We start from the raw sequence: 25,986 nt of genomic DNA, 5'->3' as shown, positions 1-25,986 counted from the left end.
ACTCGTCAACTACAATCCGACGACTTACGGCCGCGGCGAGGCCAGCCTTTCGAGGGCATTGGCACCCGTTTCGATCAGGTAGACGAGCACTTCGATCGAGCAGCTGAAACCTCTGTGAGGCGTTGAGCGCCACAAAAATCGCCTCGCGGAATTCGGCTCGGCAACCGTGCAGTTCCTGCCGGTCCAATCGCAAACAAGAGCCACTGCGTTTTTATCGAAGTCTGTTGGTTTGGCGGTCTGGCTGCACTTGCAAAGCTGGCAAAAAACGCAGAAGCCGACCGCGTGTCGTCGTAGGTTTCCTAGGCGATGGTCGCCTCATCGCAGCATGGCGACATGTGGATCGCTTCGTCTCAATCGCAAGGAGAGCGCTGGAAATCCCCAAGGCTCCGATGGGAGGTCGGAGAGCGCGGCCGACCAATCCAGCAGCGCTTACGGAACGAGTTTTGCGTGGCTATTTCAGCTGAATGATCATCGCCGGAGAGAATATGCTGGAAAAATTCGAGCGTTACCCGCTCACCTTTGGACCCACACCCATCGAGAAGCTCGACCGGCTCGGCAAGCATCTGGGCGGCAAGGTGGAGATCTACGCCAAACGCGAGGACTGCAACTCCGGTCTGGCGTTCGGCGGCAACAAGCTGCGCAAGCTCGAATACATCATCCCCGACGCGATCGCGTCGGATGCCGATACCCTCGTCACCGTCGGCGGCGTGCAGTCCAACCACACGCGCATGGTCGCCGCCGTTGCCGCCAAGATCGGCATGAAATGTCTCCTGGTCCAGGAGAGCTGGGTTCCACATGAGGATGTGGTCTACGACCGGGTCGGCAACATTCTCTTGAGCCGCATCTTGGGCGCAGAGGTGCGTCTAGTCGACGATGGCTTTGACATCGGTATCCGCCGCAGCTGGGAAAAAGCGCTCTATGAGGTCAAGGCAAGGGGCGGCAGGCCCTATGCGATACCGGCCGGGGCGTCTGTTCATCCGAATGGAGGCCTTGGCTATGTGGGGTTCGCGGAGGAAGTGCGCGCCCAGGAGGAACAGCTTGGGTTTGGCTTCGACTACATGGTCGTTTGCACGGTCACCGGTTCAACGCACGCCGGCATGCTCGTCGGATTCGCCAAGGACGGTCGACAGCGCAACGTGATCGGTATCGATGCCTCTGCTACCCCGGCCAAGACCAAGGCGCAGGTGCTAAGCATTGCCCGACATACAGCGACCCTCGTCGAGCTCGGATCGGAACTTGCCGAGGATGACGTGGTGTTGCTCGAGGACTACGCGCACCCGCGGTACGGCATTCCATCCGAGGAAACCAAGGAGGCGATCCGTCTGTGTGCGCGGCTCGAGGGTATGATTACCGATCCAGTCTATGAGGGCAAATCGATGCAAGGGATGATTGACCTCGTTCAAAAAGGCTTTTTTCCAGCGGGCTCGAGGATACTTTACGCGCATCTCGGCGGCGCGCCGGCCATCAACGGTTATGGCTACATCTTTCGCAATGGCTGATGCTCGACAGACCTCCACGTGCTGTGCCTGTCGTAACAGCGCTGCGCCAAGTTTGACCGAAGGCCCGTTGGCAAACTTCAGCGGGCAGCTGTTAACTGCCGCCACGACGTGGGTCGTGGTGCTGGCATGCTAGGCAGTATTTGCCTGTGCTCAATGTGTCCTAGAGCCGCATAAGAAGGGAGAAGACATGGCCGTTTGACTTTGTTGTCATTTTGCGGTGCGGCGATAATCGCCGTAAATTTGAAATGTAAGCCACCGAAGGTGTCGCGCAGGCGCGGAGGTATCTACTTGAGCAGGTATGGAAGCTGTGACCAAGCGTGCTCGAGCGGGTCGTCGTCGGCGAGCACATCGCCGGCTTAACGAGGTCATACCTATTGCGAGCGTCGACGAGACCATCGTCCCTTCCGCAATTTTGACCGAAACGGCGCGTTCAGCCGGCGCGTTGCCTTCGGGCGGGTTGGTCCACCTGGCTCTTTTCGCACTACGTGCGGAGGGGGATTGGGGGCTACGACGTCGCCGAGCCGCTCTATACGGAGGGGCGCGCGCGAGGCGAGGCGACGATGAGGTCGAGTTGTCCCCCGATCGCCTCTACGTAGCTCTAAGTGTCGACAGATACATATCGGCCTGTTTCTCGATCTTCGAGACAGAGGGCTGCTTGATCTTGAGGGTCGAGGCAATCTCTGCCTGGGCTTCCCAGCCGGACGGCGCAGCTCTCCGAGGCTCTCGACTCGTCCTTTAACTCTTCGAAACGTGCGTCGACACGCTCCCGACGCTCCTCAAGGAGGGCTGCGATCATGTTGTCAAGCTTGCGCTCCATCACTTCCTCTCCGTCTTCTTCGCCGCCGCCCGGCGGTGGATGCCCTTGATGGCATTTGTCCAATGGCGTGTTGATTGGTGGGCCCGGCAAGTCGCATCTGGCCATTGCAATCGGGCGCTCATCCGCGACAGCGGGCGCGGCCGCTTCTTCAATGGGAAAACGACCGCACTGCTCCGATCATCTCACACATCGTTGCAAGATCATCGAAATCGGAATTGAATCCTGGCGCTTCAAGAGCCGCGCCTGATCACCACATCGCCCAAGACGATCCGCGCTCGCCGGGCTTCGCAACCCGGACCAGCTCCGCCCAGCGAGCGCTAAGCGCGATGCGCTGCAGCCAATTTTTACCGGGATATTCGCTGCGGAAAGCAGGCTCAGGCATCAACCGCCTCTCGTCGAGACCACACCTCCCCTTTTTCTCGGCGGTACGCTCCACGCCATGGTGCTGAACTCCCCTACCAAACAGCACCACGCGAACGGCAAAGATCATCAAGGTCGATGGTATGGAACAGCCCTTCGAAACGGCATCGAAGGCGCCCACCCTGGTCATGCTGAGCATCACAAAGAGAACGATCTATGGAACAGATTGCCACCGTCGGCCTGGATCTGGGCGCTCACGTCGTTTCATGGGCGGCCACGGGTGCCTCTTTGCAGGACCGGAATTGCTCCCATCCCGCTGCGCGAAGATTACACTCGATGCAGGTCCCGCAACCGAAACCCCAGCTATGTCTATACTCGCGGTCTCCGCTATAGCAGGTGTGGCTTCCTTCGCAGATCAGTTTCACCAGCGCCTCGCCACCCAGACAATCCGCCAGCGCCCAGGTCTGCGCCTTGTCGCGCCGCATGAGGGGTGTGTGAATGACGAGACGCGTCTCCATTCCAAGGTTCAGGGCAAGCTCCATCGCTTTGACTGCGTCATCCCGACAGTCCGGGTATCTGAAACGATCCGTCTCGGACACGCCGATCACGAGGTGTTTCGCGTCCATCCGGTAAGCTATCGCGGCCGCAAAGCCGAGGAACAGAAGGTTGCGGCCAGGCACGAAGGTATTTGTAATACCGTTCGCGTTCAGTGCGACCTCGACGCCGCGCGTGAGCGCGGTATTACTGATTTGGCCGAGCACGGCCATGTCAATCATGTGGTCCCCGCCTAGTCGCCCACGCCAGGCCAGAAAGTCTGTTCGAATGCGCTCGAGCAGGTAAGGCCGCACATCGAGCTCGATCCGATGCCGCTGCCCATAGTCGAAGCCGATTGTCTCGACGCGCTCGAAGTTCTCGAGCGCCCAAGCCAGGCAGGTTGTCGAATCCTGGCCGCCGGAGAAAAGGACAAGTGCGGTTCCCGGCTCTCGTTGCATCGGGTCAACCCTCGTATTCAGCCCAGCACTGCGCAGTCTCATAGACTGTTACCGAGCACATTTGGCCAAGAAGCGGCTTGGTTTGGTTCCAGATCCAGACCGCAATGTTTTCCGCGGTCGGATTGCCAAGACCTTCAATCTCATTCAGATACTGATGGTCGAGACGTTGCAGAAGCGGTCCGAACACAGCCTCGACATCGAAGAAATCGATGACAAAGCCCGTATCTGGATCGACGGGCCCCTCCAGACGCAGTTCCACACGGTAGGAATGGCCATGTATGCGGTGACAACGGTGGGTCTCTGGCACCCGCGGAAGACAGTGCGCTGCCTCGAAGGTGAAAGCTTGCGTAATCTTCATGGGATTCCGAGAAATTTGTGGGTCTGAAGGCTCAAGCGCCAACGTGGGTTGGCAAGACAATAGGCCACTGCGGCGGCCGTATTCGCCTCGCGCTCGGGCCCATCCATCGGCTGAAGCAAAAGGTGCTCAAACGCGAGAACTTCGAAATGTTCGGGCTCCGCGCCAATCTGAGGATATACAAGCTTTAGCTCATCCCCTGCCATGACCACGAGTCGTGCATTGCATTTCGGACTGACGCACAGCCAGTCGATGCCGGCGGGTGTGGGGATGGTACCATTGGTCTCCACGGCAATTTCAAACGCCAAGCAATGCAGCGCTTCCAGGAGTTCTTCATCGATCTGGAGGAGGGGTTCCCCTCCGGTGAGCACGACAACACGCTGCCCAGCTCCCGACCCGCGCCAGGCTTGTTCGATCGCCAACGCAAGCTGCCGCGCGGTGTCGAAATATCCGCCACCGGGGCCATTTACCCCAACGAAATCGGTGTCGCAAAATCCGCAGAATGCTTTTGCCCGGTCGCCTTCACGTCCCGACCAAAGGTTACAGCCGGCGAAACGACAAAATACGGCGGCACGCCCGGCATTTCGTCCTTCACCTTGAAGGGTGTAGAAAATTTCCTTGACCGCATATGACATTGCTTAAGCGGCCTTCGAGTGAGCAAGGGAGCATCTCTGCTGGCTTACGAGACGCGGCAAAAGGTGGGAAATGTCCCACTGGACGTTTTCCAGCTCGTTCCACTGTCGAGGCTCGTTACCGAAAACCCACTCGCCCGAACTCCACGCAGAATTAGGTTTCAGCGGGTGGAGACTGCGGGGAAGGGCCTCTCGCTCCTCGAAGCCTATCACCACGAGAAACGCCTCGATCACGTCGCTCATCGCGAGGATGCCTTGACGAGGACGAGGCGTGAGAATCCTGGGGTCTCCTCGAAGGCCATCCTTACAGCACGGAAGAACTCGCTCATCAGGCGCAAGCCGCGCTCCAGGATGAGGCGGTCGAGCGATGAGTAGATCGTGTGCGGCGGCAGGGCGCCGAGAAAATCCGCTATGTCCCGATCGGTGATCTGAAGGGCTTCATCGATGGTCTTGCCGACGATGAATTCGGTAAACGTCGAGGAAGCGGTTATGGCCGAGCCGCGGCCGAAGGTCTGGAACGTTGCGGCGGTGATCGTCTGCGTCTTAGGATCGAAACCCATCATCAATTTAAGTCCATCGCCGCAGGCAACGGCGCCGACCTCACCGGCCGCATTGGGGGTGTCCAAAGCGCCGACATTGTTCGGGTTGATGAAATAGAGCTTGTCGCTGAAGAGGTAAAAGTTGTCGGTGTCGTCCCGCATGGGCGCCGATCCTTGTCGTGATGGCGGCTAGCCGAAGGACTTGCCGCAGGCACATTTGTCCCGCGCATTGGGATTGTCGAAGACAAAGCCCGAGGACTCCGGTTCCGTGACGAAGTCAACGGTCATGCCGGCGAGATGGGGCTGGGAGTTTGCGTCGACGAACACCTTGAACCCGTCCGTCTCCATGATGGCATCGCCCTCGCGCGAGACGCTTTCCAGACCCATCAGGTATTTGAGGCCGGCGCAGCCGCCCGCCTCGACCATGATGCGAAAGCCTTCCGCCGGTTCGTCGGCGCGGGAAAGCGCGGTCTTGACGGCAGCGACGGCGTTTTCAGTAAGTGTGATCATGGACTATTTTCTTGCTGATGCTTCGCAAGCTTCGCTGCACAGAACGTGCCAGAGAGGAAAATTCAATTAAACAACGGGTTAGCGGATTTTGCGCCTGTCTCACATCCAACAATGTCGGATGTCGGACAAAGCGAAACCTTGCGTACAGAAGCGGCATTGAACACATCGCCAGTGTCGTCGCCTGAGCCAGCGTTTCGATCATATGTTGACCAGCGTAAGGGTGGGAACTCTTAAAGTAGTGCTGCGCTCCAAAAGCTGCGCCATCGTGACCACGCAGTGCGGTGGCAAACACCGGGTGATTCTGCGTCGGCTCGTGGGTGCCGAACACCACTCGCGTGCTCGGACCATGGACTGTAGTGCGGCCGCCATCTCGCGAGGGCCGACTGAGGCATTCAATATGCCGTGAAGCCAGGAGGTGGGCCAACACGCCGCCCAGGGAACAGCGCAATCACCGCCACCGCGGCCACGGCCGCGATTAGAGGCCGCGGACAGTTCCAGTTCTATCGCAAATCGCGGTCTGGCTCGTCCGCGTTCCAAAACGAAACTCGAGCGAGCACCGGTCTCGCCGTCACATCGAAGGAGAGAAATCGCTATCTGTCACAGCTACGCGTCGGCAAGGATCCCGTCACGGCCGACGTAGAGAAATATCAAAGCATCGTGGTTGGTTGCAGTCATGCTGGAAAAACCGGTGCGGTTGTCTCAGTGGCCCCCGCCAACAACGCCGCCGACAGCGTTGCCGCAAGGCGGGTACTGACTGTCACGCTATCGCTATCCAATGCGTTGCAACAGATTCGTCAAACAAGTTTACAGACTCTTTGCGAACTCAAGTCGCTGACCATGATACGTTCGCTTTAAGGCAGAGATTGGCCGCAGCTAATCGTCGAAATAAATGGTTTGGAATGCGTGAACATAGAACCTGCAGCGTTGATCGCAAGCCGCATACAGAGAGGCCCTTTAATGGATATCGATATTTTTGAAGCTTACGAGTCTAACGTTCGTCGCTATGGACGATCCTTTCCAACAGTCTTTACAAAGTCTCTTGGGGCGACAATCTGGGACGAGTCCGGAAAACCTTATATTGATTTCATTGTTGGGTCCGGCGCGCTCAATTACGGTCATAACAATCAATATATTATGGCACCGGCAATTCAATATCTTGCCGATAAAAATATTGTTTTGTCGCTTGATATGTATACAGCTGCAAAGCGTGATTTCATCGAAGTGTTTGTCGAGTCGATCCTGAAGCCCCGAGGCCTTTCTTACAAGATACAGTTTCCTGGGCCAACCGGGACAAACGCTAACGAAGCGGCGTTGGCGCTGGCGCGAAAATATACCGGCCGCTCGAGTGTCATGGCCTTCACAAATTCGTACCATGGCATGTCGCTCGGCTCCTTGGCGGTGTCGGGTTCAGCGTCAACCAGACAGCTTGGCGGCGTTGCTCGCCACGATGTGATCCGTGTCCCTTACGAGAACTATCCGAACCAAACTTTCGATTCCGCGAGTTACATTGATCACGTATTGGGCGACCCAGGCAGCGGGATAGAAAAGCCGGCCGCAATCATCCTGGAGCCCATTCAGGCAGAAGGCGGCATGAACACCGCATCCGCACCATGGCTCGCAGAAATTCAGCGCATTTGCCGTAAGCACGACGTTGTTTTCATCGTCGATGACATTCAGGCAGGTTCGGGACGAACGGGCGCCTTCTTCTCATTTGAGTTCGCGAAAATCGAGCCCGACATCGTGTGCCTTTCGAAATCGCTAAGCGGTTCAGGTAATCCGTTGTCCATAGTTCTGATTCGCCCCGACATGGACATATGGAATCCGGGAGAACATAGCGGGACCTTTAGAGGGAATAATCTCGCGTTTGTGACTTCCGCGGCCATGTGCAAAATGTGGTCGGATAGGCAGTTTACTAAAGCCGTCGAGGGGACGGCCGTAAAACTGCAAGAACACCTTGATCGCCTCGTTGCGAAATTCCCTAAGTGCATCGAACAAAAGCGCGGCCGTGGTCTGATGGCCGGCCTCAAGTGCCGGTCACAGGCCGTTGTCGGCCGTGTGCACGATGTCTCGTTCGAAAACGGCCTGCTGATCGAATCCTCCGGGCCAAATCGCGACGTCATCAAAGTCCTTCCGCCGATAACAATCTCAGATGACGAACTTGATCACGGCATTGCCATCCTCGATCAGGCACTACAGGAGAAAACAAATGGCGACTAACCAAGCACGTCAAACGCCGGCCATCTCGCCTCTTACGATCGAGGAACGAACCGGCTCGATCAGCACTGCGGAGATCATCTCGGTCCTAAAAGGCGAGATCACGGCTCTGCATATCAGCCAAGCTTTCAGCACCGAAATAGCCGAGGAGATCACCGCGAAGTTTTTTGGCAGTCCCGGTCTCAAGGAGCGCAAAGATGGCGTCCCTGGACAATATGTCGGCGCATCCCACTACAGGAAGGATGCAGCCACCTATTTCGCGGAGGCAGAAACTGCGCGGCCGCACGTTGACGCTCTTTTTGGCTGTTTAGTTGACCCGGTCCGAGCCTTATTCGACGCGTTGAAGCGCGAGCTTCACAACCAAGGCATTGAATTGCGGCTGGCGCGCTCAGAACACGGTCAGGCGAACGTTTGTCGGGCTCTCAGTTGGACCGGAAGCGGCACATTTTCCTTGGACCCCCACGACGATGTCGCTCAAGTGTTACGTGCTGGGAACGATTACGAGCTTTCTGCGGTGGGGCACAACACCGTCGCAGCACTCAACTTTTATCCCAGCATGCCTGAGGAAGGTGGTAACTTGAGGCTATGGAGTCACAAGCCGACAGTCGCAGATCGAAAGTCGCAGGGTGTGGAGACCACGGGATATCCCTACTCCGCAGCTTATCTCGAGGCCGTGCCTAGTCGCGAAATCCAGCTCAAGGCCGGGGATATCGCGCTACTTGACGGCGGTTTCGTTCATGGGGTTACCCGTCAATCAGGCAACGGAAAGCGTCGCGTGCTGCTGAATTGCTTTTTCGGATTTGCGCGGCCAGATCTTGTTCTCTGGTGGACCTGACGTGAATGTCGCAGCGACTGACCGACACCTCCGCCCTTTGCGGCCGAACTGGCCTGCTGCTGCGGGCCCCCAGGTCGCTCCCACTCGACCACGCGTCTGCTCATTAAGGGCGGCTACCGCTCAAAAAGATGCTGCTGGCCATCATGCCTCTCGACATCGGCAGGCGGCAGCAGTGGCGTAAGAAGTGCCAGCCGATTCGGCTCGAGCCGCATCGCCTGGTGTTCATCAACGAAACGGAACCGCGCGCCTGCGCCCGGTTGCAGAACGGCAACGGCTTCATCGCCGGGCTGCGCTGCCATGGCTAACCGCCCATTTCGTCGTCAACACCCCATGAACTGGCACATGTTTGAGCCCTACGTAGAAACGCAGTTCGCTCCGACGCTGGCAAAGGTGATATTGTCATCCTCGACAAATGTCGCTGCACACAAGATTCCGATAAACGGTCCTCCCAAGCCCAAGGCGCATCTGCGCGCCAAGGCCATCGAACCATCGACGTTCTGTGGCAACCCGTTGCAACCGCGTCCCCAACAGAGTGCAGAAAAAGGTGAGAGTTGGAACGCTTCCGAAATCAACAAAATGATCGCACGTAAGCAACTCTTCCGCGTTCATGCCTTCGAAATGGCCATGCCCGCAACGATATCGATCATGCCTTACAAAGCTTAGGCATCCCTGGCCAGAGGTCGAGCGCATGACCCGCACCATCCAGGACGCCATCCTCAAGCGCTTCGAACTCCGTCACCACCTCGCTGATTTTGTCAGAGCTAGAATTCGCGAAGCGTCTCAAGACCCTCAACCCCGCCTAACTGACAATTCTCGGTAGGAAGGTTGTTCGCCCACCAGTGAGTAGACTGAAAGGCACCCGAAATTGCTTGACCATGATGTGATGGTCGCAAAAGCATCATGATCTAGACGTGTATTTATCCTTTGTTGCACTAAATTCACGGCAGCGAAGCACAGTTTTAAATTAAATTAACTTCGCCCAATCGCAGTGAGATGCTAGAGCTCCGATGACACTGGTCTGCCGATGACGGGCGGGGAGCCGTAGCCTTCACAGGAGGAAACTGTGGTGCGCCAAGGACAACATCCAAACGAATGGCTACGGAGCAGAGACTATGGAACGCCGGCGAACGACTGCTGTCACTGAATTTCAAGCGCTTTCACCTAGAGTGTCCGACCAGTTCTGTTTGTTATCCAGGATGAATTTCCCTAAGGCTGCCAGGGAGGCGTTTGCGGCCGAATTTGCCCGTTTTCTCGACCAGGCTGATGGTATCGGAAAACCCAAGCAGTTGTTCGACCTGCTATCTGATTTTGCCCTCAATTTTGATTGTCCGTGGGTCGCCTATGGCTCTCTTGCACCAGACCGAAAAGGCTTAAAGCTGGTGCGAGGCGATCCGGCTGTCATGCTCAATTACCCTGATGAATGGCGGGAGCGCTATTTCGAAATGGGTTATGACAAGATAGACCCCACTATCAAGAGAAGTCGAAGGCGAATAGAAGCCTTTCGATGGAGCGAGGCGTACAACGACGAAAGCACAACTGAAGACGGGCGGCGCGTTTTGGACGAGGCTGCCACGTTTGGCTTAAGGTCAGGCATTAGCGTCCCATTGCACGGCCCCGAGGGCAGCTTTGCGATCATGAACTTTGCTCAGCCCTGGGATGGTGAATTCCGCAATAGAACAATCACGTACTTGCAACTTGCGGCGTTACATTTCCATCTGAGAGTCACGGAATTCACGAATTCGACTGGCGTTGAAAGCACTTCTAACCTTTCTTCAAGAGAAAAAGAGTGCATCCTATGGACGGCGAGAGGGAAATCGTCGTGGGAAATAGGAAAGATTCTAGGGATATCTGTAAATACCGTTAATTTCCACATAAAGAATGTAATGAGAAAAATGGACGCTAATAGCAGAATAACCGCAGTCGTAGAAGTGCTAAAGCGCGGGACAATAGAAGTATAAACTTGACATGAACGCCAAAAATATTTGGACAGAAGTCGCGTGCGGCGTGTCATGGTTGAGAACGGCATTCTTACACTGTGGGGATGTCATCGGCGGCTTCATTCAACGAGACCCCAGAGAACCGGTTGCCGGGAAATCCGAAGGGGTAGTCGAGCGCATTGTTCTCGCACCAGGCCATGATCTGCGCCCCGCCATAAGTGGCCGTCGCCGCGGACCAGGATGCGGGTGGTCGGCCAGCGCGCGGATGCACCGGACAAGCTGGCGCAGATGGCCGCGAGTCTCCTTGCCGGGCGGAGTCTTGCCAGGACACAGGCTCACGGCCTCACAGATGTGGGTCGGCAGGAAGCAGCGCTCGTCGTGGGCGTTGAAGAGCGAGAGCTGCTGATGGCCGGGAACGACATCAAGCGTGTCTGCGACGTCGAGTGTCAGGCTTTTGGGCGGCGCGGCATAGTTGGACAGCCACAGATCCGACCACCACCCAGCCGAGCCGGATGACGGCGCGCAGGTCTGGCAGATTCTCTAGGCGCGAGCAGGTCGGCTGCGAGCACAGATCAATCCCGCTGTCGAACAGCCTGCAGGCGAGCTTGAAGGCCCGGTCGGTGTGCAGCCGGTCGAGATCGTTGTCATCCTCGTAGCCGCAAGCGGCCGTAAAGATGCGGGCGCGCAGAATGTCGGCCATGGCGTGCGTCACTCGCTGTGGATCACGGGGATCGTGGATTCGCAGCGGCCAGCCTGTCGGGCAGTTGCAGGCCTCGCTCGGCCCCGGCCAAAAGCATGACGCCGCCATCCGAAGTGATACGTCCGCCATCAAACGCAGCTGTGATCTTCTTGCGCGTAACGGTTGGAATGAGAGCGGCAAGCAACGTTTCGTCGGTCATGGTGGGTGTGGCTCCGCGAGACGTGGTGGCAAGGCTTGCTTCGACCCGAATCCTACGCCAAATCATTGCAGGCGGTCCAGCACGTTTCTCATGAAGTGGACGCGGAGGTCGCCATGTCGCCGACAGCACCTTGCTGACGGCCGCCTTGAGGCCTTCGCGGGCACTATATAACCCTGTTGTGAGGTGCGGATCCTGGGAAGGTACGAAAATCGAGCGAGTTCTGGCTAATCTTGGTGAACCCTGCCAGGGTTTCGTTGATCATTCTAGGAGAATCCTTTGCCGCCGCCTTTGAAATCGAACTGCAAAGCAAGAAATATTAAGCAGAGGTAGTCGTGAGTTAATGATTTTGCAACATATTCTTATCTGATCCTGTATTGATATAACCGGGTATTCGATGGATATTAGGCAAATTCTGAACACGCCGATCTACATCCCACGATGGGAGGAAGTCATCTCTACTTAAAACAATGGAAGCACGCCTTACGATGGCTTGAAAGGAAACCCGCCATAACCGCCATGTCCAAGTCATCGTCAATCCTTGTAGACCCCCTTCAAATACCGGGTGGATGCGTCTTTCGCGCAGCGACGTCCGGTCGGATTGGCTGTGCAAGCCGGTTCGCGGCGGCTTCGCTCTCCAGGATGTGAGCACGCTGTGCCGGCACACCGTTAAATCGACCGCAGAAGCTTCGCGATAGACATGTAGACTGCTGAGTTGCGACGAATTTCACAGACCCAAGGACCAAGGATGAACAATTATGACCACACTACCACAAATTTCACTGAAAAATCTGGCATCCGACAAAACGCGGCCTGAAGAGCGCAAGCGCTTACGCATGGCATGCGAGGAGTACGGGTTCTTCTACCTTGTCCAGCATGGCATCCCGAAGGAACGGATCGCGCAAGCCATCGAGGCCTCCCGGCGGTTCTTTGCGTTGCCACAGTCGATGAAGGAACGCTTCGGTCACGCCGCTCAAGGGATCTATCCCACTATCGCCCGTGGATACAGTCCATTGCACGGGGAAATCCTACATCCCGACGCCGGCCGCGATCCGAAGGAAGTGTTCGATCTCGGAATCGACAACGAAGGCGACAGCCGTCCGTTTGGCGGGAGCACGCTGTTTCCCGATGAGGCCTTGGCTCCTGGTTTCGCGCGAAGCCTGCTTGCCTTGCAAGCTACCGTGCTCCGCGAAGTCGTCCCGGAACTCGGAACCGCGCTTGCCGACGTGATCGGTATGGAACAGGGCTGGTTCCAACGGCATTTCAGCCCGCCGACGCTCGAGCAACGCGTAATTCGGTATCCAGCTCGCGGCGGCATGTGCGCCAAGCACACCGATGGTGGCTTCTTCACGCTGCTGCTGCAGGAGGAACTCCCCACCAGGTCGTTGCAGGTGTGGTTGCGCGGGCGCTGGATGCCAGTGCCGAGCCTGCCCGACAGCCTCGTAGTCAATTTGGGCGATATGCTTCAAGCTTTGAGTGACGACCGCTTCAAGAGTACGCCGCATCAGGTCGCGCACAATGGCCTGACCGACCGAATTTCGCTTCCCTTCTTTATCTATCCCGACGTCGACGCGCGCCTGACTTCGCGGGAAGGGCGCCACGCCTTCAGTGTCGCGGAAATGATGTTGCGCAATTACGAGTCAGTCGAAACCGGAAATGGCGCCGGACGCGCGCGCGAGTTGCAGTAAGTGTTCGGCGATCTCAGGCTTCGCAGACTTATGGCTACGACGCGGGGCATCCGGGTGATACGCTGGGAGAACTCTCCCACTTTTTGATCCGTCCCGCGTCGCGCGTATAGCGCGCGGCAATGCGCCTCGGGATGCGACTCCGACATCAACGACATTCATGCTCCAGGCACTTTGCATCTGGAGCGAACGGAAACCGTTTTTCTAGCCACCTGCCCTCGTAGCGCTTCGTCCCCTCTCACGAGCTTTGTCTGGCTCAAGGCCGGGAGACGCATTCGCGTGCAGGCTAGTAATCGATCCTGACTTCAAGGACAGAAAATACTCATGTCGGCAAGCGATGATCTCAACTATGCGTTGCAGGCCACCCAGAATTGGGTCAGCGATCTCGCGTGGAGACTTAGTTGGCATGATCGCGAGCGGGTTTTCCACACCCTGATTGCAACGCTGCACGCCCTGCGCGACTGCCTCGATTGCAACGAGGCGGTGTACATAGGCGCGAAGATGCCAGCCTTACTACGCGGCCTTTACTACGAGGGTTGGCATCCCGGCCGCCCCAAAGCCAGAAACCGGACTTCTTTTCTCGACAGGGTCCACGAGGGCGTCCGCCGTGACCCTGCCGTGGATTCGGAAGAAATCGCCCGCTGCGTCCTAAGCCAGCTAGCGGACCGTTTCTCTGCAGTAGAGATCGAAGAGGCCAAGGCCGCAACTTCAAGCGTGCTGCATGACCTTTGGCCAGCCTGAGACAGGCGTCTTGCCATGAGTGTCTACAAAGCGGCGCCGGCTGGGGTCGGCTGGCGGGGAGGTGCAACTCGTCGCGGGCACCATTCGGTCGGGCGGCGGCAGGCTATCAGCCGTCCGCGGTCCAGCTTTCTGGCGCGATAGAGCACCTCGACGGCGACGGGAATCAACAGCCCGACGCACCATAAGGCTCCGGCAAACGTTCTCCGGTGACTCAGGAGGACTCAGCTTCTCAATTCGCCCGACAGCAGGGCGACGCGTCCTAGGATTCCTAACAACACGATCACAACAGCGTGTGGCTGCGAGGAACCCACGGCTTGATCACCGACTTCTCGCACCAGCGCGGCCAGAGCCGCTCCGCTCCCGCGGCAGAGGAAGTGGCGACGCGCCGCGGTGATTCAAACACGACTCGCTACGACACCCACGGGTCTCTTAACGCTCATTGAGCATTGCGTCTGACATTTTTTCTGCAACCATAACTGTTGGGATATTCGTGTTTGCTCTAGGGCAGAATGGCATCACCGACGCATCGGCAACTCTTAAGCCCGCCACTCGGTGGACGCGACCGGACGGATCCGTAACACTAGCTGGGTCCAGAGCAGGCCCCATGCGGCAAGTTGAAGTCGGATGGAAGTTCCCAAAGACATTCTGGCGTATAAATTGGTCAAGAAGCTCGTCGCTCTGGATGAGGTCTGATATGCTACGGCCATCGGTTATCGCACACCTTATGAGGCTTCGACGCAGCCACGGGGAGCTATCCATAAGGGTGGCGATAATGGAAGTGAGCCCCAGATTTAGACGACTGTACTTGCTGATCCGCTTTGCTCGCCCAGTCCAGGTAGAAGGAAATGGGTCGAGGGCGACCGCCACCAGTGCCTTGTGCTCAAGCAACTGTGCTACAAACCGAAACGCCTCCTTCAATCGCTCAGCATCGCGTTTGTCGCTCAACATATTGAAATTCACCTCCGGCTCAATAGCATGAGAAGAATTCTTGAGCGAAACTGTTCCTGTTGAGTAGGAGCGATTAACCCAGAAAGCCAGTGTACCAAGGCGGTTGCCGATTGGATGCCACGCAGACTTTGCGAGGGCTGAGATAGCCATATCGGTTGACGGGCAGCCCTCGTAGCCTGACGAGTAACGAGCATGCATCTGAATATACCCGGTCGCGTTAGCCGACATGCGATCGCCCGGTCTTAGATACGCTGAGACGGCGACCCCGGGGTGCTCTTGAAGGTTTTTCCCTACGCCGTTTATATCTGCGACAATTGGAATGCCGAGGTTAAACAGCTGCTCAGCTGGGCCGATTCCGGATCGCATCAGCACGGCCGGCGAGTGAATGGCCCCGGCACATAGGACAACCGTTGAAGCGCCATAGCAGGGCCGGCCGGTCTTACTTTCGGTCTCCACCCCAGTTATTTGACGTCCTGAAAAGGTTAACCGTACGACCGTGGTCTCGGACAGGATTTTCAGGTTGGGCCGAGCTCGGACGCTTTCCGGTAAATAGGCCATCGCAGCTGAGACGCGACGACGGTTGCGGTTCGTCAATGGAACAACTGAGTGCCCATCGCCAAACTCGCCGTTAAAGTCTGGCCGGAACGGTATATCTCTGTCTTCGTAAGCCGTGGATACAGCGCGAATAAAGCCAGACCATTCTGCTTTACCCACGCGGCTGATAGGGAGTGGACCTTCGTTGCCGTGAAATTCATTATCAAAATCTAAATCGCACTCAAGTCGGCGGAAGTATGGAAGGACACCTGCCCAATCCCAGCCCGTCGCACCGATAGACGCCCACTCGTCATAGTCTGCGGGCCCTCCCCGATTCGCCACCTGAGCATTAATGGTAGAGCCCCCACCCATGACCCGAGCTTGCTCATAGTGGGCGCGCCTGCTGACGTCCTGCACTATGGTCGCGTTGAGAGATTGCCACTGATAACGAGGATTGTAGTAAGCCCTCGTGGGGTTACCATCGAGAATATCATCAGGAATGGCATCTGGGGAAAAGTCAGGACCAGCCTCGATGAGCAGGACGCGACTTCCATTGGCTGATAGCCTGTTCGCTATGACGCATCCGGAGGAGCCACCGCCGACCACAATATAATCGAAAACCAAGATAACCCCCATCCACATGTGCTAACAGGCGACGTATGGCTTCAGCCGTGGGCCAGTTACCACGCAGTCTTGGTCGAACGCGCTAAACTGCAGAGCCCGTCGAACCAGCCTCGCGGCAAAAGCGAATTTGAATGCCTGAGGCCGCCAACGAAGGCCGGCCGGACTGACGCTAGATCTGAGGAAATGTCCGGAAATCTCTGGCCTGGCTGTGCCGGCGCCTTCCACCACAGCGACCGTATGGCTGATCTGGATACATTCCTACCGGCAAACCTCTCTATTTCTCCCATGACTCGCCTGCTGGCTTGAGGATAGGCTCATGAGTGCCCCTGGTTCCCACGTTTAATAATCCGAGACAATTCGCGTCGCGTTAGCCAAATCAGCCAATCATCCTCCTCGATACCCCTGTCAGGTAAACTCAAAATCGCCGCATGTGCTTCTCTGTGGAGATAACCATATTGACCGGCGACGCCCTTTTGGATTGACCAGGTATGGACCAAGGCATAAATGAAATCGGGCGACCATTTCACCCACGCGAGCCCAAATGCGATACCCGCAAAAATTCTAGGTAACCCCTGCCGCCTGAAGTCCTCTCGTAGCCATATGTCGCCGTGATAAACTACCGACCCAGTTATGTTTTGAGCGGTCGGTGCGCGGCAAATACATAACGAGCCTGTGCCAGCGTGGCTTCTTGGATTGGCGTAGAAGGCTTTCAAAGACTCGAGGTGTCTAGCCAAGTTGGTGGTCGTCAAATCGTCCACCCGAAGGGCCTGAACATGCGCTATTTCGCCAGATTGATCTTCCCCGACAATCCAAAACGCACGGCCAGCTTCAAGCCTCGAACAATCCGGCCGAAAGCTCGGATCTGTCGGCAATTTGCCAACGATATTTTCCGTGATATGGACATATTCTTCGAAATTTTCGCCCATTCTGAATTGCATTCCGGACTTCTTAGCTGCCTCAGCAAGTAGGTTAATATATTTGGAAACATCAAATATTGTGATGCACTCACTCATTTACTTTGCGCCTTTGCGGTATATTCACAACCCTCCGACGGGCAGGTGCACAGACGTCTCTCCAACCAGCATTCACCGCGTCCGCGCAAATCTCCGGCAGAGTGAATTTTCTGAAGGTCAGTTTCCACTGTCGATCCAGGTACGCGTAGAAACAGCGTATGCCAATAATAGTACATCCTAAATGGCGGAGCACCCACGCATATTGGTAGGTACCAGGAGGTGCAGTGCAGGGTATCTTCGCTTGAGAGGTAGAGGTGTTGAAAACATGTTCTCCCGGTGGAACTGCCCCGTTGCATGGGCGCGAGAATGGCGATGGCGATACCTGGCTTGGCCTGCCTCCTGGGGCAGTTCCGTGAAGGACCAGGTTGCCACAAGAAAAAGCGGGCCTCGTCCGGTAGCGGGATTGAGCCTCGCCACCCCCAATATCGTTGAAGTCAGTATTGCGAATGAAGCTCGGCCATCAATGACGAGATGACAAGGTTGTAAATCGCTCATAAATCAGAAGGAACCAACGATGGTCGATAAGATCTTTGATCGCAGCTACTCAGTGTATATTAAGCAAGTTCCGCAAAAAGGTCGTGGGGTATTTGCAAACATTCCATTCAAATCAGGAGATTTGATCGATCGCGCTCCGACGTGGGGATTTGATAGAGAGGCAGAAAAACTGTTCAAGCGCACGGGGCTTCTGGAGTATTACTTTGTTCCCGACGATCCGATATCAAAAGCTGGTCCCGTGGCAGGTTACGTCGTTTTTGGGTTTATTTCGATAGTGAATCACTCCTTGAATCCAAATGCACAAACAATTTGGACCGACGGAGACGCCGGCGCGTGGGCTAGCATCGTAGCAATAAAGGACATAATGGTGGGCGAGGAAATTACACATATGTATAAGAATATCTCAGATTATCCGCCATATGTTAAATTCGTCTAATAAGATGTATACGTGTCAGAGATATATATTGCCGCAACGACGCCTGGCTTATCGGTACGTTTTCTCCCGCCCCTGAAATTGGATCAATCGTTAGCACCCCCGACTTCGTCTGTTCCGCTCGCACAAAAGTGGCCATTCAACGCGCTACGGAGCGGACCCTAAGTGGTGGGATCCCCGATATTGAGCGACACAGTAGTCTCATCCGGAAAAAGGTAGTCGGTCCGGTTCTTGCCGTCACTACGTTCGAGATCCGGTAATGGCGGTCGAGCTCGTAAAGCGACACCGATCAGGGCTTGGCAGCAGGCGTGTTCACGCGGGATTTGCCGGTCCCTTTGGACCGCCGATCGCCATTGGACTGGCCAAGTGTGCGTGAATGGTTGGTACGTCGGCGGCGTAGATACAACCGCTCGATAGAACATCCGGTTGGGAAAACAGGCAGAGGTGGACAGTTGAATACTATCGAACAGATGGGAATTACTGGTCCTCCATCCGCGCACCTGGGAAGCGTTTCGGCGGCGATTAATTTCCCTGAGGTATTAATCCAACTGTGGAGATCGAGGGCAGCATATCGGGTAGGAGCTTGTTCGCCCCAGTGTTCTTTGCGGAGAAAGTATTCGCGATCATCACGAGCTGCACCCCATGAAATCCTCCATTTGCGATCGTCCATTGGATACGTCTACCTAGCACGGCGATGAAAACAAGCGGAGTTGGCCCGGAGATTGCAGGACTTCGGCATCACAGCGTAAATCGCCGATTTTCGTCTCTGTAGCTCGCAACTGTCGTCGGCCATAAGACCTTCTGCGGGCTTTTTGTCCTATAACCGACAAACAAGGGGAAAGCATGAGTTCCAATATCACCCGACGGCACCTGATGCAGGCAGGCTCCGGCGCCGTTGCCGTCAGCGCACTTTCCTCCGGGACAAGCCGTGCCAAGTCGCAGTCCTCCGACGAACTCCGCGTTTCAGTTGGCGGCGGCGACTGGGGCAAGGCGAACATTAAAGCCTACGTCAAACCGTTCGAAGCCGAAACCGGAATCAAGGTCACGCCAATTTCCGACGACCTCACTCAAGCCCAGATTGAACTGATGGCGGTAACGAGCAATGTCACCGTCGATGTGGTGGGGCCGGCACAGGGTTTGGCAGTATCGCTCGCCGCCAAGGGCCTTCTTGAAAAGATCGACTATTCGATTTTTAAGAAGGACGATCTGGACGGTATTGCAGAGATCGCGAAGAAGCCGTGGGGCGTTGGGGCCCTGTTTTTTGCATCAGTAATGGTTTACAATATAGAGAAATACCCCGCCGGCAAGCCGCGCCCGAATACGTGGGCGGAGTTTTGGGATGTGAAGAGGTTTCCAGGCGTGCGGAGCATGATGTCCGGTTCCTATGGATCGGAAGGTCCTTGGGAGGAAGCACTCCTCGCGGATGGCGTCACCCCTGATGAGGTCTACCCCATGGATGTAGACCGCATTTTTGCGAGCCTCGACAGGATCAAGCCGCACGCCCGGAAGTGGTGGACCAGCGGTTCGGAAATCCAGCAGATAATGCGCGACAAAGCTACTGATCTGACCAATTCCTATGATGGACGAGCGTTGTTGGCGATCAACGATGGCGCGCCCCTCGAAATCAACCGCAACCAGGGCAAGCTGAACTGGAGCTATTGGGCAATCCCTAAGGGTAGCCCGAATCTGCAGAATGCGCAGAAATTCATCGAGTTCGCGAGCCGAGCCGACCGCCAGTCTGCATTCGTGAAACTATTCCCGCAGGGTCCTAGCAACAGTAACGCTTTTAAGGATATCCCCGACGGTCTCGCGCGCAAGCTGTGCACTTATCCCGAATACGTCGAGCAGAGCGTCGCGATGAATATAGACTGGTATGGCGAAGTCGGGGCGGATGGCCTGACAAATACCGACCGACTGATCCGATGCTGGAACGAGTGGATCTTGCTTTAGGATTCACCTACGCGCGGGCAAGCTCTGCGATGTACTATCGGCTTGCCGACCTCCGATTTCAGCATCGTTGAGCTGCACTCCTTCGGGCGCTCCTAGATTGTTCGGGCATCGAATGCACTGCCATATAAAAGGTCCTTCATTTCGGTATGGATACATTGAACGCAACTCCTACGCCCACTCAAATCGAGTTCCTGGATGTCACCAAAACTTATGGGTCCGTCGCCGTGGTAAAAAATATGTCGCTCTCGATTAGAAGCGGCGAGTTTCTGACCCTCCTGGGCCCAAGCGGTTCAGGGAAAACCACAGCCCTGATGTTGCTGGCGGGCTTCGTCGCCCCGACGAGCGGCGATATTCTCGTATCCGGAAAATCTGTGGCCGCCGTCCCCTCTCACCGGCGGGACCAGGGTATCCTCTTCCAGAGCTATGCACTTTTTCCACATCTCACAGTGCGGCGTAACCTGGAATTCCCACTTGAAATGCGAGGTATCAATGCAGCGGAGAGGGCGCGGCGGGTTGACAGGATGCTACAGCGAGTCCACCTGCAGGACTTCAACAATCACATGCCGTCGCAGCTGAGCGGCGGCCAGCAGCAGCGCGTCGCGCTTGCCCGCGCGCTCGTCGCCGACCCGCCGATCCTCCTCCTAGATGAGCCGCTGGGAGCGCTGGATCGCAACCTGCGCGAACAGATGCAGCATGAAATCAAGGGCCTTCATCGGGAGTTCGGAAAGACGACTATCTGCGTGACCCACGACCAGGAGGAGGCGTTGACGCTGTCGGATCGCATCGTGGTTATGCGGGGCGGCCAGATCGAGCAGGTCGATTCGCCTGAGCTTCTTTACGACCGACCTGCGACGCGCTTCGTTGCGAACTTCCTTGGCGAGGCAAATTTCATAGACAAGGCCGGCTTTGAGGTCGAAGTGGACGCCGCGCCCCCCTCCGGGACATTACCGATGATACGTCCGGAGAGAGTGGCTATCATGAAGATTGGCGCGAATCCCAACAGCGATGCCCTTCGCCAGGTGATCAGCGGTACCGTGCAGGATGTGATCTACGCCGGGCCGTTGCGCAGATATGTAGTCCGCGTCGCCGAAAGCACCTTTGTCGTTCGCGAGCACGTTGTCTCGGGGCAGCCTATCTTCCGGCCCCACGATAAGGTCCAACTGCACTGGCTACGTTCCGACGTGCGGTTCGTAGCAGCCTGAGTTCGGGAGAGGACAACCCATGAAAGCCGTTCAGAAACGGGACCTCGTTCCGGCCGGATTGGTCGCCCCCGCCCTAGCGGTTCTGCTCATAGTCTTCGGCATACCGATGGTGCAGCTTTTCCTAACTAGTGTCAGTGCACCGACGTTCTCGTTGGGGAACTACCGCGCGTTCTTTGGTCAGCCCGCGAACATCCGAGTGCTGCTGCAAACCATCCAGATTAGCGCAGTTACAACAGTGATATGCGTGATCATCGGATACCCAATTGCTTACCTTATAGTAGGGCGGCCGAAGCGGTTGCGTAGGGTGTTGACGGTCCTAGTATTCGTACCTTACCTCACCAGCGTCCTAGCGCGCACCTACGCTTGGGTCGCAATCCTCGGCGACCGCGGCCTTATCAATAATCTGCTCTTGGACATGGGTCTGATATCCAACCCGCTTCCGCTTATCTACAATCGCACCGCGGTCTATGTCGGCATGGTTCACATAATGTTGCCGATCATGATCCTCCCACTTGTCAGTGTGATGCTTGGTATTGATAAGTCGCTCATGGTGGCTGCCCGCAGCATGGGCGCGCGGCCATTTGGTGCTTGTTGGCGGGTATTTCTTCCCCTCAGCTTGCCCGGGCTTCGGGCGGGGTCCCTACTCGTCTTCATTTCCTGCCTTGGCTTTTACATTACACCGGCTGCCTTAGGTGGGCTTCGTGACACGATGCTCTCCACGTTCATCGCGTCGGCGGTGTCCAGTTCTTTCGACCTTGCGCGTATTGCCACCTCGGCATTCGTTCTCCTCGCGGTAGTCGCCGCGATCCTGTTCATGTTTGGTGTCGACCTCTCCGATAACCGGGGCTTTGCCACACGCTCCTTTCAAAAGCCCGGCCAGTCACGTCCATCCTTGGTCGCCGCTGTGGGCCGCTCGTTGAGCGAGATAGCCGCGCCATACAGGGCCAGACGGTGGGCCTTACAGCTTTATCGAGCCGGCGAAGGCGGCCCTCTGTGGGCAACCGCCGGAACGGTGTCTGTGGGGCTGGTACTCCTGTACCTGCTTTTCCCCAGTATCGTTGTCATCATCATGTCCTTCAGCCCTGGGACACACCTGCAATTCCCGCCGTCCGGTCTGTCGCTACAGTGGTACCATTCATTCTTCGGCAATCCCTCCTGGACAGGAGCAGCTTGGACCAGCATCCAGATCGGCGTTGCCGTGGCAATACTGTCAACCGCCGTGGGAACGCTCGCGGCCTTTGGTCTAAGCCGTACTTCGTCTCGGGTGCGCAGCATCCTGACCCTGGGAATCCTGATGCCCATCATCCTCCCAATCGTCGTGGTGGGAATCGCGGCTTACCTCGGACTTCTCAACCTCGGACTAGTTGGCACCAAAATCGGAATAGTCCTCGCCCACAGTATTGGCGCAGTCGGCATGGTTGTAGTGATTGTTTCGGCGAGTTTGGGAAACTTTGACAGAAGGCTGGAACAGGCGGCAATGAGCATGAGCGCCGGGCCATTCCGGACCTTCACCAAGGTGACCTTGCCGCTGATTCGCCCTGGTATGATCGGCGGCTCAGTGTTCGCATTCCTCTTTTCCTTCGACGAGGTGATCATCACGTCGCTGGTCAGCGGATTCTCTATCCGCACCCTACCGCTGAAGATGTGGGAGAATATGCGCAACGAGATCGACCCGACAATCGCTGCGGTGGCGTCGCTGCTGACGCTGCTGCCGGTGCTCTGGCTAGCGGTGCTAGGAGCTAGCTGGTGGCGTGCAAACAAGCTGGCTAGGCGCACCTCACCGGATCCGGCCGCCTGAGGATGCGCATAGCTTCGGTTACTCGTATGGGCGGAGCCTTACCCCGCGTGCAATGCCGTCTCTTCCAGCAGAGAGTTTTTTTATGCCAGTAGTCAGAGGTCCGCAGGTATTCCCGCGCTCAGAATATCTGCGCAGGCTCGCTGCGGTGAAAGCGAAGATGGCTGAGTGTGATATCGCAGCGGTTGTCATCACCGACAACGCACATATCACTTACCTCACGGGGTCCGTCGCTCACTCATATGACACGCGCGGTGTCGTCATCCTGGCCTCGCGGGAAGAGCCGGTCTTTATTCTGCGCTGGATGGACGTTGCCGCGGCCGTCCAGGAGACGTTCATGGAACGAGACAGCATCATGGGCTACTCGGAAGAGTTGATGGGCGACCCTGGGAAGAACGGTTACGACGCGGTGATTGACTTCCTGTTGGACCAGGGACTTGGGCAGAGCGGCATTGGGTTCGAGCTGTGCAACTTGACGGTCGACTCAGCTGAAAAGTTCAAGGGCCGTTTGCTGCAGGCGCGCATCCAGGATTTCTCGAAAGTGGTAAGCCGAATCCGCACGCTCAAGTCGGATCTCGAGATTGTCGCCATGCGGGAAGCGGCGGCGATTTCGGACGCTGGTGTGCTCATGGCCGCAGAAGTTATGCGGCCCGGCATGCGGGAAGCAGATGCCATTGCCGAAATTGTCGGGACGCTCGCCCGCGGAGCGAATGGCAAACCAGGAACTTGGATCGCAACGCCCTACTTCTGCGCCACATCCCGAATTGGAAATCCGCATACGACCTGGAGTGAGGATACCCTCCAGCGAGGTTCACAGGTCAATCTTGAGATCGCCGGCGTCCGACATGAATACCACGCTCCGATCTGCCGGACCTATATCCTCGGCAAGCCGACCGATCGCTTGCTGCGTATTCACGAAGCCCAGCTCGCCGGTCTCGAGGCGGGGCTGAATGTAATCCGTGCCGGCGCCGTCAGCGGCGAAGTGGCCAGTGTGATTCACAGCACGACTGAGAAACACGGATTCAAGAAGCGGTCGCGCGCCGGATACTCCATCGGTATCGACTGGATGGAAAACACGACCAGCCTTAAGCTTGGCGATACGACGGTTCTCGAGCCAAACATGACCTTCCACTTGCATCTGGGTTCCTGGGTCGAGGAAGACTTCGGCTACGTCCTTAGCGAGAGCATTCGTGTCACCGAATTCGGCGTCGAGGTTCTCACAAAGGCGCCACGGCAACTTTTCAGGTTGGGCTGACCCGCGAACCAGCATCCCTCGACTGCTCGTAGCATCCCGCCACGCTGTGCCAGTTCCTCGGACTGACCGCCCGGACGAGCAAACGCCCCCACGTGGCGAGGTTCAGTCGATTTTTTGGATATGAAGAGGTGCGCCTATCAGGCCTGCTTGGTGGTCGAAGGGTCTCGTGGGCGCGTTGAACCAAACCGTTTGCGCCTTGCGTCTCTTGTACGGCTGACGCTGGGTCGATCTGAGCTGACTGAGCGGATCGCCAGGACGCCGCGCAAGTTGCTAGTCGTGCTGAGTGCACGAGGAACCGGTCGCTCTGATGACCACCTATGCGGTGCGCCTACGCGCTGCGGAGGCGGCGCGTCTGCAGGTGAAGGGCATCGATGCAGCCGGATGGTCATTCGCTTTGATCAGGACAAAGGCGGCAAGGACCGCTATGTGATGCTGTCGCCGCAGTTGCTGGAGATTTTGCGCGTCTATTGGCGGTTGACCAAGCCGGGGCAATGACAGTTTCCCTGGCGCGATGGTCGCGGTCCGTTCCACCCGCAGACTTGGGAGCGCCTGTCGGGCAGCCTGCGAGTTCCTGGCCGTTGAGAAGCGGGTGACGGTGCACATCCTTCGCCATAATTCCGAGGCCCAGATTGCTCCGAATGGCCCCAAGAAGGCGCGAAAACCCAAGCGTTTCTCGGGGTATGGCTCACATGTGTGTCGGCATAAACAGAGGCCCCTGAGGAAAGCCATGAGGTGATCGTCGGGACGATACCGGCTGGCGCGAACATCGACGGACGGCGACTTGCCAAGTGCGTCTTTCCTTGAGCTTCATATCGGGCCTGCAAATAAATGGATGTCGTTTCCACCTCGTGGCCGAGCCAGAGCGCGATCACGGAGCGGTCGACGCGGTGGTGAAGCAAGTCCATCGCCACCGTGTGCCGACTATGTCTTGGTCGACATAGTAAAGAGCGTTTTTAGGTTGGCGGCGCTGTAGCGGCCGCCTGCCATTCAAGCGCCTACATTGGCTGCGCCGGTAAGCTAAAAACGTGTTGGACGAAGCCGCAGGGCGCGACGTTGCTGCTATGGGTTTTGAATGCTGTGTCCCTGCGCATGCCAAGCGCGGCATCAGGACGAAAGATCCACGTCAAAGCATGTTGTCGTGACGCGCAAGGGCGGCAAGCACGAAGCGTCGATCGGTCAATTCCGGAAGCCCGGCAACAGGGTCCCCGTTGCCTGACGCGACAGGCAGCATGGCGAACCAACGATGGTTGCGTGCAGCCGCTCGTCATGACGTATCCGAAAATAGCACGGCCTTCGATGAAGACGGCACCAGGACCTCGACACAGACCATCCGCCCCTTGCGGCAGCTCGGGCACTCACGCAGGGAAACCCCGGTCAGCTTCTCGACCTTGTCGTGATAATCGGCGCTGTCTTTCGGTTCCGCCTGTACATCGGCGCGCGCCATTCCAAGCAGTTCGCGGCAACGGGCAAGCTTCTCCTTGCGATGACGGTTACCCAGGAGCCCATAATAGCGAATGCGTTTGAACCCGTCGGGCAGGACGTGGACCAGGAAGCGTCGAATGAACTCCCCGGCCTCCAGCGTCATCACCTTTTGCCGATCGCCGTCACGATAGTCTTTCCACCGAAAACGGACCTTGCCATCTTCGATGTCAACGATGCGACTGTTGGCGATCGCTACACGGTGCGTGTAGCGTCCAACATAGTTCAGCACCTGCTCGGCGCCGG

General features: G+C 56.9%; 22 protein-coding genes and 2 pseudogenes. 14 read left to right on the top strand and 10 right to left on the bottom strand.

Going from position 1 to position 25,986, the window contains the following annotated elements; genetic code table 11:
• The first annotated feature begins 485 nt into the window (after nt 1–485).
• Complete coding sequence (locus MESS4_RS13940) at nt 486–1,499, top strand: 1-aminocyclopropane-1-carboxylate deaminase (RefSeq protein ID WP_006331715.1); 1,014 nt, start codon at nt 486–488, stop codon at nt 1,497–1,499.
• Nucleotides 1,500–2,563: 1,064 nt separating this feature from the next.
• Here the strand turns inward: MESS4_RS13940 and MESS4_RS13930 are convergent.
• The 6 genes from MESS4_RS13930 to MESS4_RS13900 all read right to left on the bottom strand — a co-directional run bounded on the left by MESS4_RS13930 (nt 2,564) and on the right by MESS4_RS13900 (nt 5,704).
• A complete protein-coding gene (locus tag MESS4_RS13930; RefSeq protein ID WP_157385573.1) occupies nt 2,564–2,866 on the bottom strand; it encodes a hypothetical protein in 303 nt (100 codons plus the stop codon).
• Between the two features lie 64 nt (nt 2,867–2,930).
• Nucleotides 2,931–3,668, bottom strand: a complete 738-nt coding sequence (gene queC / locus MESS4_RS13925) for a 7-cyano-7-deazaguanine synthase QueC (RefSeq protein WP_006331710.1) — start codon at nt 3,666–3,668, stop codon at nt 2,931–2,933.
• Nucleotides 3,669–3,672: 4 nt separating this feature from the next.
• Entirely contained in the window at nt 3,673–4,026 is a 354-nt protein-coding gene (gene queD, locus MESS4_RS13920; RefSeq protein ID WP_006331706.1) for a 6-carboxytetrahydropterin synthase QueD, read from the bottom strand.
• Nucleotides 4,023–4,658 carry a 7-carboxy-7-deazaguanine synthase gene (gene queE / locus MESS4_RS13915; protein ID WP_006331687.1) on the bottom strand — a complete coding sequence of 212 codons (636 nt, stop codon included), beginning with the start codon at nt 4,656–4,658 and terminating at the stop codon, nt 4,023–4,025. The genes queD and queE overlap by 4 nt, the downstream gene beginning before the upstream one ends.
• A gap of 236 nt (nt 4,659–4,894) precedes the next feature.
• Nucleotides 4,895–5,356, bottom strand: coding sequence for an iron-sulfur cluster assembly scaffold protein (locus MESS4_RS13905; RefSeq protein ID WP_006331685.1), 462 nt, complete (start codon nt 5,354–5,356; stop codon nt 4,895–4,897).
• Nucleotides 5,357–5,383: 27 nt separating this feature from the next.
• Nucleotides 5,384–5,704 carry an iron-sulfur cluster assembly accessory protein gene (locus MESS4_RS13900; protein ID WP_006331684.1) on the bottom strand — a complete coding sequence of 107 codons (321 nt, stop codon included), beginning with the start codon at nt 5,702–5,704 and terminating at the stop codon, nt 5,384–5,386.
• Between the two features lie 957 nt (nt 5,705–6,661).
• Between MESS4_RS13900 and ectB the strand changes: the two genes are divergently transcribed.
• The 6 genes and pseudogenes from ectB to MESS4_RS13880 all read left to right on the top strand — a co-directional run bounded on the left by ectB (nt 6,662) and on the right by MESS4_RS13880 (nt 10,711).
• On the top strand, nt 6,662–7,921 hold the full coding sequence (gene ectB, locus MESS4_RS13895) for a diaminobutyrate--2-oxoglutarate transaminase (protein ID WP_036241253.1): 1,260 nt from the start codon (nt 6,662–6,664) through the stop codon (nt 7,919–7,921).
• On the top strand, nt 7,911–8,753 hold the full coding sequence (locus MESS4_RS13890; protein ID WP_006331675.1) for a hypothetical protein: 843 nt from the start codon (nt 7,911–7,913) through the stop codon (nt 8,751–8,753). Before ectB ends, MESS4_RS13890 begins: the two co-directional genes overlap by 11 nt.
• 128 nt (nt 8,754–8,881) lie before the next feature.
• Nucleotides 8,882–9,058 carry a hypothetical protein gene (locus MESS4_RS33460; RefSeq protein ID WP_006331673.1) on the top strand — a complete coding sequence of 59 codons (177 nt, stop codon included), beginning with the start codon at nt 8,882–8,884 and terminating at the stop codon, nt 9,056–9,058.
• A 37-nt stretch (nt 9,059–9,095) separates the two neighbouring features.
• On the top strand, nt 9,096–9,416 hold the full coding sequence (locus tag MESS4_RS13885; protein ID WP_006331667.1) for a hypothetical protein: 321 nt from the start codon (nt 9,096–9,098) through the stop codon (nt 9,414–9,416).
• Nucleotides 9,403–9,544 (top strand): annotated as a pseudogene (locus tag MESS4_RS34525) (IS481 family transposase); the annotation flags it as partial. The gene MESS4_RS13885 and the pseudogene MESS4_RS34525, both read left to right, overlap by 14 nt.
• Nucleotides 9,545–9,865: 321 nt before the next feature.
• Nucleotides 9,866–10,711, top strand: a complete 846-nt coding sequence (locus MESS4_RS13880; protein WP_006331664.1) for a LuxR family transcriptional regulator — start codon at nt 9,866–9,868, stop codon at nt 10,709–10,711.
• Between the two features lie 76 nt (nt 10,712–10,787).
• Here MESS4_RS13880 and MESS4_RS32195 read toward each other — a convergent pair.
• A pseudogene (locus tag MESS4_RS32195) lies at nt 10,788–11,589 on the bottom strand (transposase); the annotation flags it as partial.
• Nucleotides 11,590–12,344: 755 nt separating this feature from the next.
• On the opposite strand from MESS4_RS32195, the gene MESS4_RS13870 reads away from it, so the two are divergent.
• Together MESS4_RS13870 and MESS4_RS13865 are read left to right on the top strand one after the other, a co-directional pair.
• Nucleotides 12,345–13,274, top strand: a complete 930-nt coding sequence (locus MESS4_RS13870) for a 2-oxoglutarate and iron-dependent oxygenase domain-containing protein (protein WP_006331658.1) — start codon at nt 12,345–12,347, stop codon at nt 13,272–13,274.
• A 321-nt stretch (nt 13,275–13,595) separates the two neighbouring features.
• On the top strand, nt 13,596–14,012 hold the full coding sequence (locus tag MESS4_RS13865) for a DUF2267 domain-containing protein (RefSeq protein WP_006331657.1): 417 nt from the start codon (nt 13,596–13,598) through the stop codon (nt 14,010–14,012).
• Between the two features lie 429 nt (nt 14,013–14,441).
• Here MESS4_RS13865 and MESS4_RS13860 read toward each other — a convergent pair whose 3' ends face one another.
• Nucleotides 14,442–16,118: a GMC family oxidoreductase N-terminal domain-containing protein gene (locus MESS4_RS13860; RefSeq protein WP_157385572.1), complete on the bottom strand. Its 1,677-nt coding sequence runs from the start codon at nt 16,116–16,118 to the stop codon at nt 14,442–14,444.
• A 314-nt stretch (nt 16,119–16,432) separates the two neighbouring features.
• Nucleotides 16,433–17,131, bottom strand: a complete 699-nt coding sequence (locus MESS4_RS13855; protein WP_006331654.1) for a hypothetical protein — start codon at nt 17,129–17,131, stop codon at nt 16,433–16,435.
• A 514-nt stretch (nt 17,132–17,645) separates the two neighbouring features.
• On the opposite strand from MESS4_RS13855, the gene MESS4_RS31175 reads away from it, so the two are divergent.
• The 5 genes from MESS4_RS31175 to MESS4_RS13825 all read left to right on the top strand — a co-directional run bounded on the left by MESS4_RS31175 (nt 17,646) and on the right by MESS4_RS13825 (nt 24,261).
• The gene (locus tag MESS4_RS31175; RefSeq protein ID WP_006331653.1) at nt 17,646–18,062 is read left to right on the top strand and encodes an SET domain-containing protein-lysine N-methyltransferase; all 417 of its coding nucleotides are present in this window, start codon (nt 17,646–17,648) and stop codon (nt 18,060–18,062) included.
• An 840-nt stretch (nt 18,063–18,902) separates the two neighbouring features.
• Nucleotides 18,903–20,009, top strand: a complete 1,107-nt coding sequence (locus tag MESS4_RS13840) for an ABC transporter substrate-binding protein (RefSeq protein WP_006331651.1) — start codon at nt 18,903–18,905, stop codon at nt 20,007–20,009.
• A gap of 146 nt (nt 20,010–20,155) precedes the next feature.
• Entirely contained in the window at nt 20,156–21,211 is a 1,056-nt protein-coding gene (locus MESS4_RS13835; RefSeq protein ID WP_006331650.1) for an ABC transporter ATP-binding protein, read from the top strand.
• A 19-nt stretch (nt 21,212–21,230) separates the two neighbouring features.
• Nucleotides 21,231–23,009: an ABC transporter permease subunit gene (locus MESS4_RS13830; RefSeq protein ID WP_006331649.1), complete on the top strand. Its 1,779-nt coding sequence runs from the start codon at nt 21,231–21,233 to the stop codon at nt 23,007–23,009.
• A 145-nt stretch (nt 23,010–23,154) separates the two neighbouring features.
• Nucleotides 23,155–24,261: a Xaa-Pro peptidase family protein gene (locus MESS4_RS13825; protein WP_348259839.1), complete on the top strand. Its 1,107-nt coding sequence runs from the start codon at nt 23,155–23,157 to the stop codon at nt 24,259–24,261.
• A 1,264-nt stretch (nt 24,262–25,525) separates the two neighbouring features.
• Here the strand turns inward: MESS4_RS13825 and MESS4_RS13815 are convergent.
• Nucleotides 25,526–25,986, bottom strand: a 461-nt coding sequence (locus MESS4_RS13815) for a transposase (protein WP_036241250.1), incomplete at its 5' end; no start/stop codon positions are given.

Source organism: Mesorhizobium sp. STM 4661 (assembly GCF_000359125.1).
Lineage (GTDB): Bacteria > Pseudomonadota > Alphaproteobacteria > Rhizobiales > Rhizobiaceae > Mesorhizobium.
Note: the sequence above shows the minus strand (reverse complement) of the source record. Positions and strands in the feature narration are given on the sequence as shown.

Excerpts from the sequence above, each read along its gene's own strand:
- MESS4_RS13940 (WP_006331715.1), top strand. The coding sequence starts at position 486 with ATGCTGGAAAAATTCGAGCGTTACCCGCTCACCTTTGGACCCACACCC.
- MESS4_RS13930 (WP_157385573.1), bottom strand. The coding sequence starts at position 2,866 with ATGACCAGGGTGGGCGCCTTCGATGCCGTTTCGAAGGGCTGTTCCATA.
- queC (WP_006331710.1), bottom strand. The coding sequence starts at position 3,668 with ATGCAACGAGAGCCGGGAACCGCACTTGTCCTTTTCTCCGGCGGCCAG.
- queD (WP_006331706.1), bottom strand. The coding sequence starts at position 4,026 with ATGAAGATTACGCAAGCTTTCACCTTCGAGGCAGCGCACTGTCTTCCG.
- queE (WP_006331687.1), bottom strand. The coding sequence starts at position 4,658 with ATGTCATATGCGGTCAAGGAAATTTTCTACACCCTTCAAGGTGAAGGA.
- MESS4_RS13905 (WP_006331685.1), bottom strand. The coding sequence starts at position 5,356 with ATGCGGGACGACACCGACAACTTTTACCTCTTCAGCGACAAGCTCTAT.
- MESS4_RS13900 (WP_006331684.1), bottom strand. The coding sequence starts at position 5,704 with ATGATCACACTTACTGAAAACGCCGTCGCTGCCGTCAAGACCGCGCTT.
- ectB (WP_036241253.1), top strand. The coding sequence starts at position 6,662 with ATGGATATCGATATTTTTGAAGCTTACGAGTCTAACGTTCGTCGCTAT.
- MESS4_RS13890 (WP_006331675.1), top strand. The coding sequence starts at position 7,911 with ATGGCGACTAACCAAGCACGTCAAACGCCGGCCATCTCGCCTCTTACG.
- MESS4_RS33460 (WP_006331673.1), top strand. The coding sequence starts at position 8,882 with ATGCTGCTGGCCATCATGCCTCTCGACATCGGCAGGCGGCAGCAGTGG.
- MESS4_RS13885 (WP_006331667.1), top strand. The coding sequence starts at position 9,096 with ATGTTTGAGCCCTACGTAGAAACGCAGTTCGCTCCGACGCTGGCAAAG.
- MESS4_RS13880 (WP_006331664.1), top strand. The coding sequence starts at position 9,866 with ATGGAACGCCGGCGAACGACTGCTGTCACTGAATTTCAAGCGCTTTCA.
- MESS4_RS13870 (WP_006331658.1), top strand. The coding sequence starts at position 12,345 with ATGACCACACTACCACAAATTTCACTGAAAAATCTGGCATCCGACAAA.
- MESS4_RS13865 (WP_006331657.1), top strand. The coding sequence starts at position 13,596 with ATGTCGGCAAGCGATGATCTCAACTATGCGTTGCAGGCCACCCAGAAT.
- MESS4_RS13855 (WP_006331654.1), bottom strand. The coding sequence starts at position 17,131 with ATGAGTGAGTGCATCACAATATTTGATGTTTCCAAATATATTAACCTA.
- MESS4_RS31175 (WP_006331653.1), top strand. The coding sequence starts at position 17,646 with ATGGTCGATAAGATCTTTGATCGCAGCTACTCAGTGTATATTAAGCAA.
- MESS4_RS13840 (WP_006331651.1), top strand. The coding sequence starts at position 18,903 with ATGAGTTCCAATATCACCCGACGGCACCTGATGCAGGCAGGCTCCGGC.
- MESS4_RS13835 (WP_006331650.1), top strand. The coding sequence starts at position 20,156 with ATGGATACATTGAACGCAACTCCTACGCCCACTCAAATCGAGTTCCTG.
- MESS4_RS13830 (WP_006331649.1), top strand. The coding sequence starts at position 21,231 with ATGAAAGCCGTTCAGAAACGGGACCTCGTTCCGGCCGGATTGGTCGCC.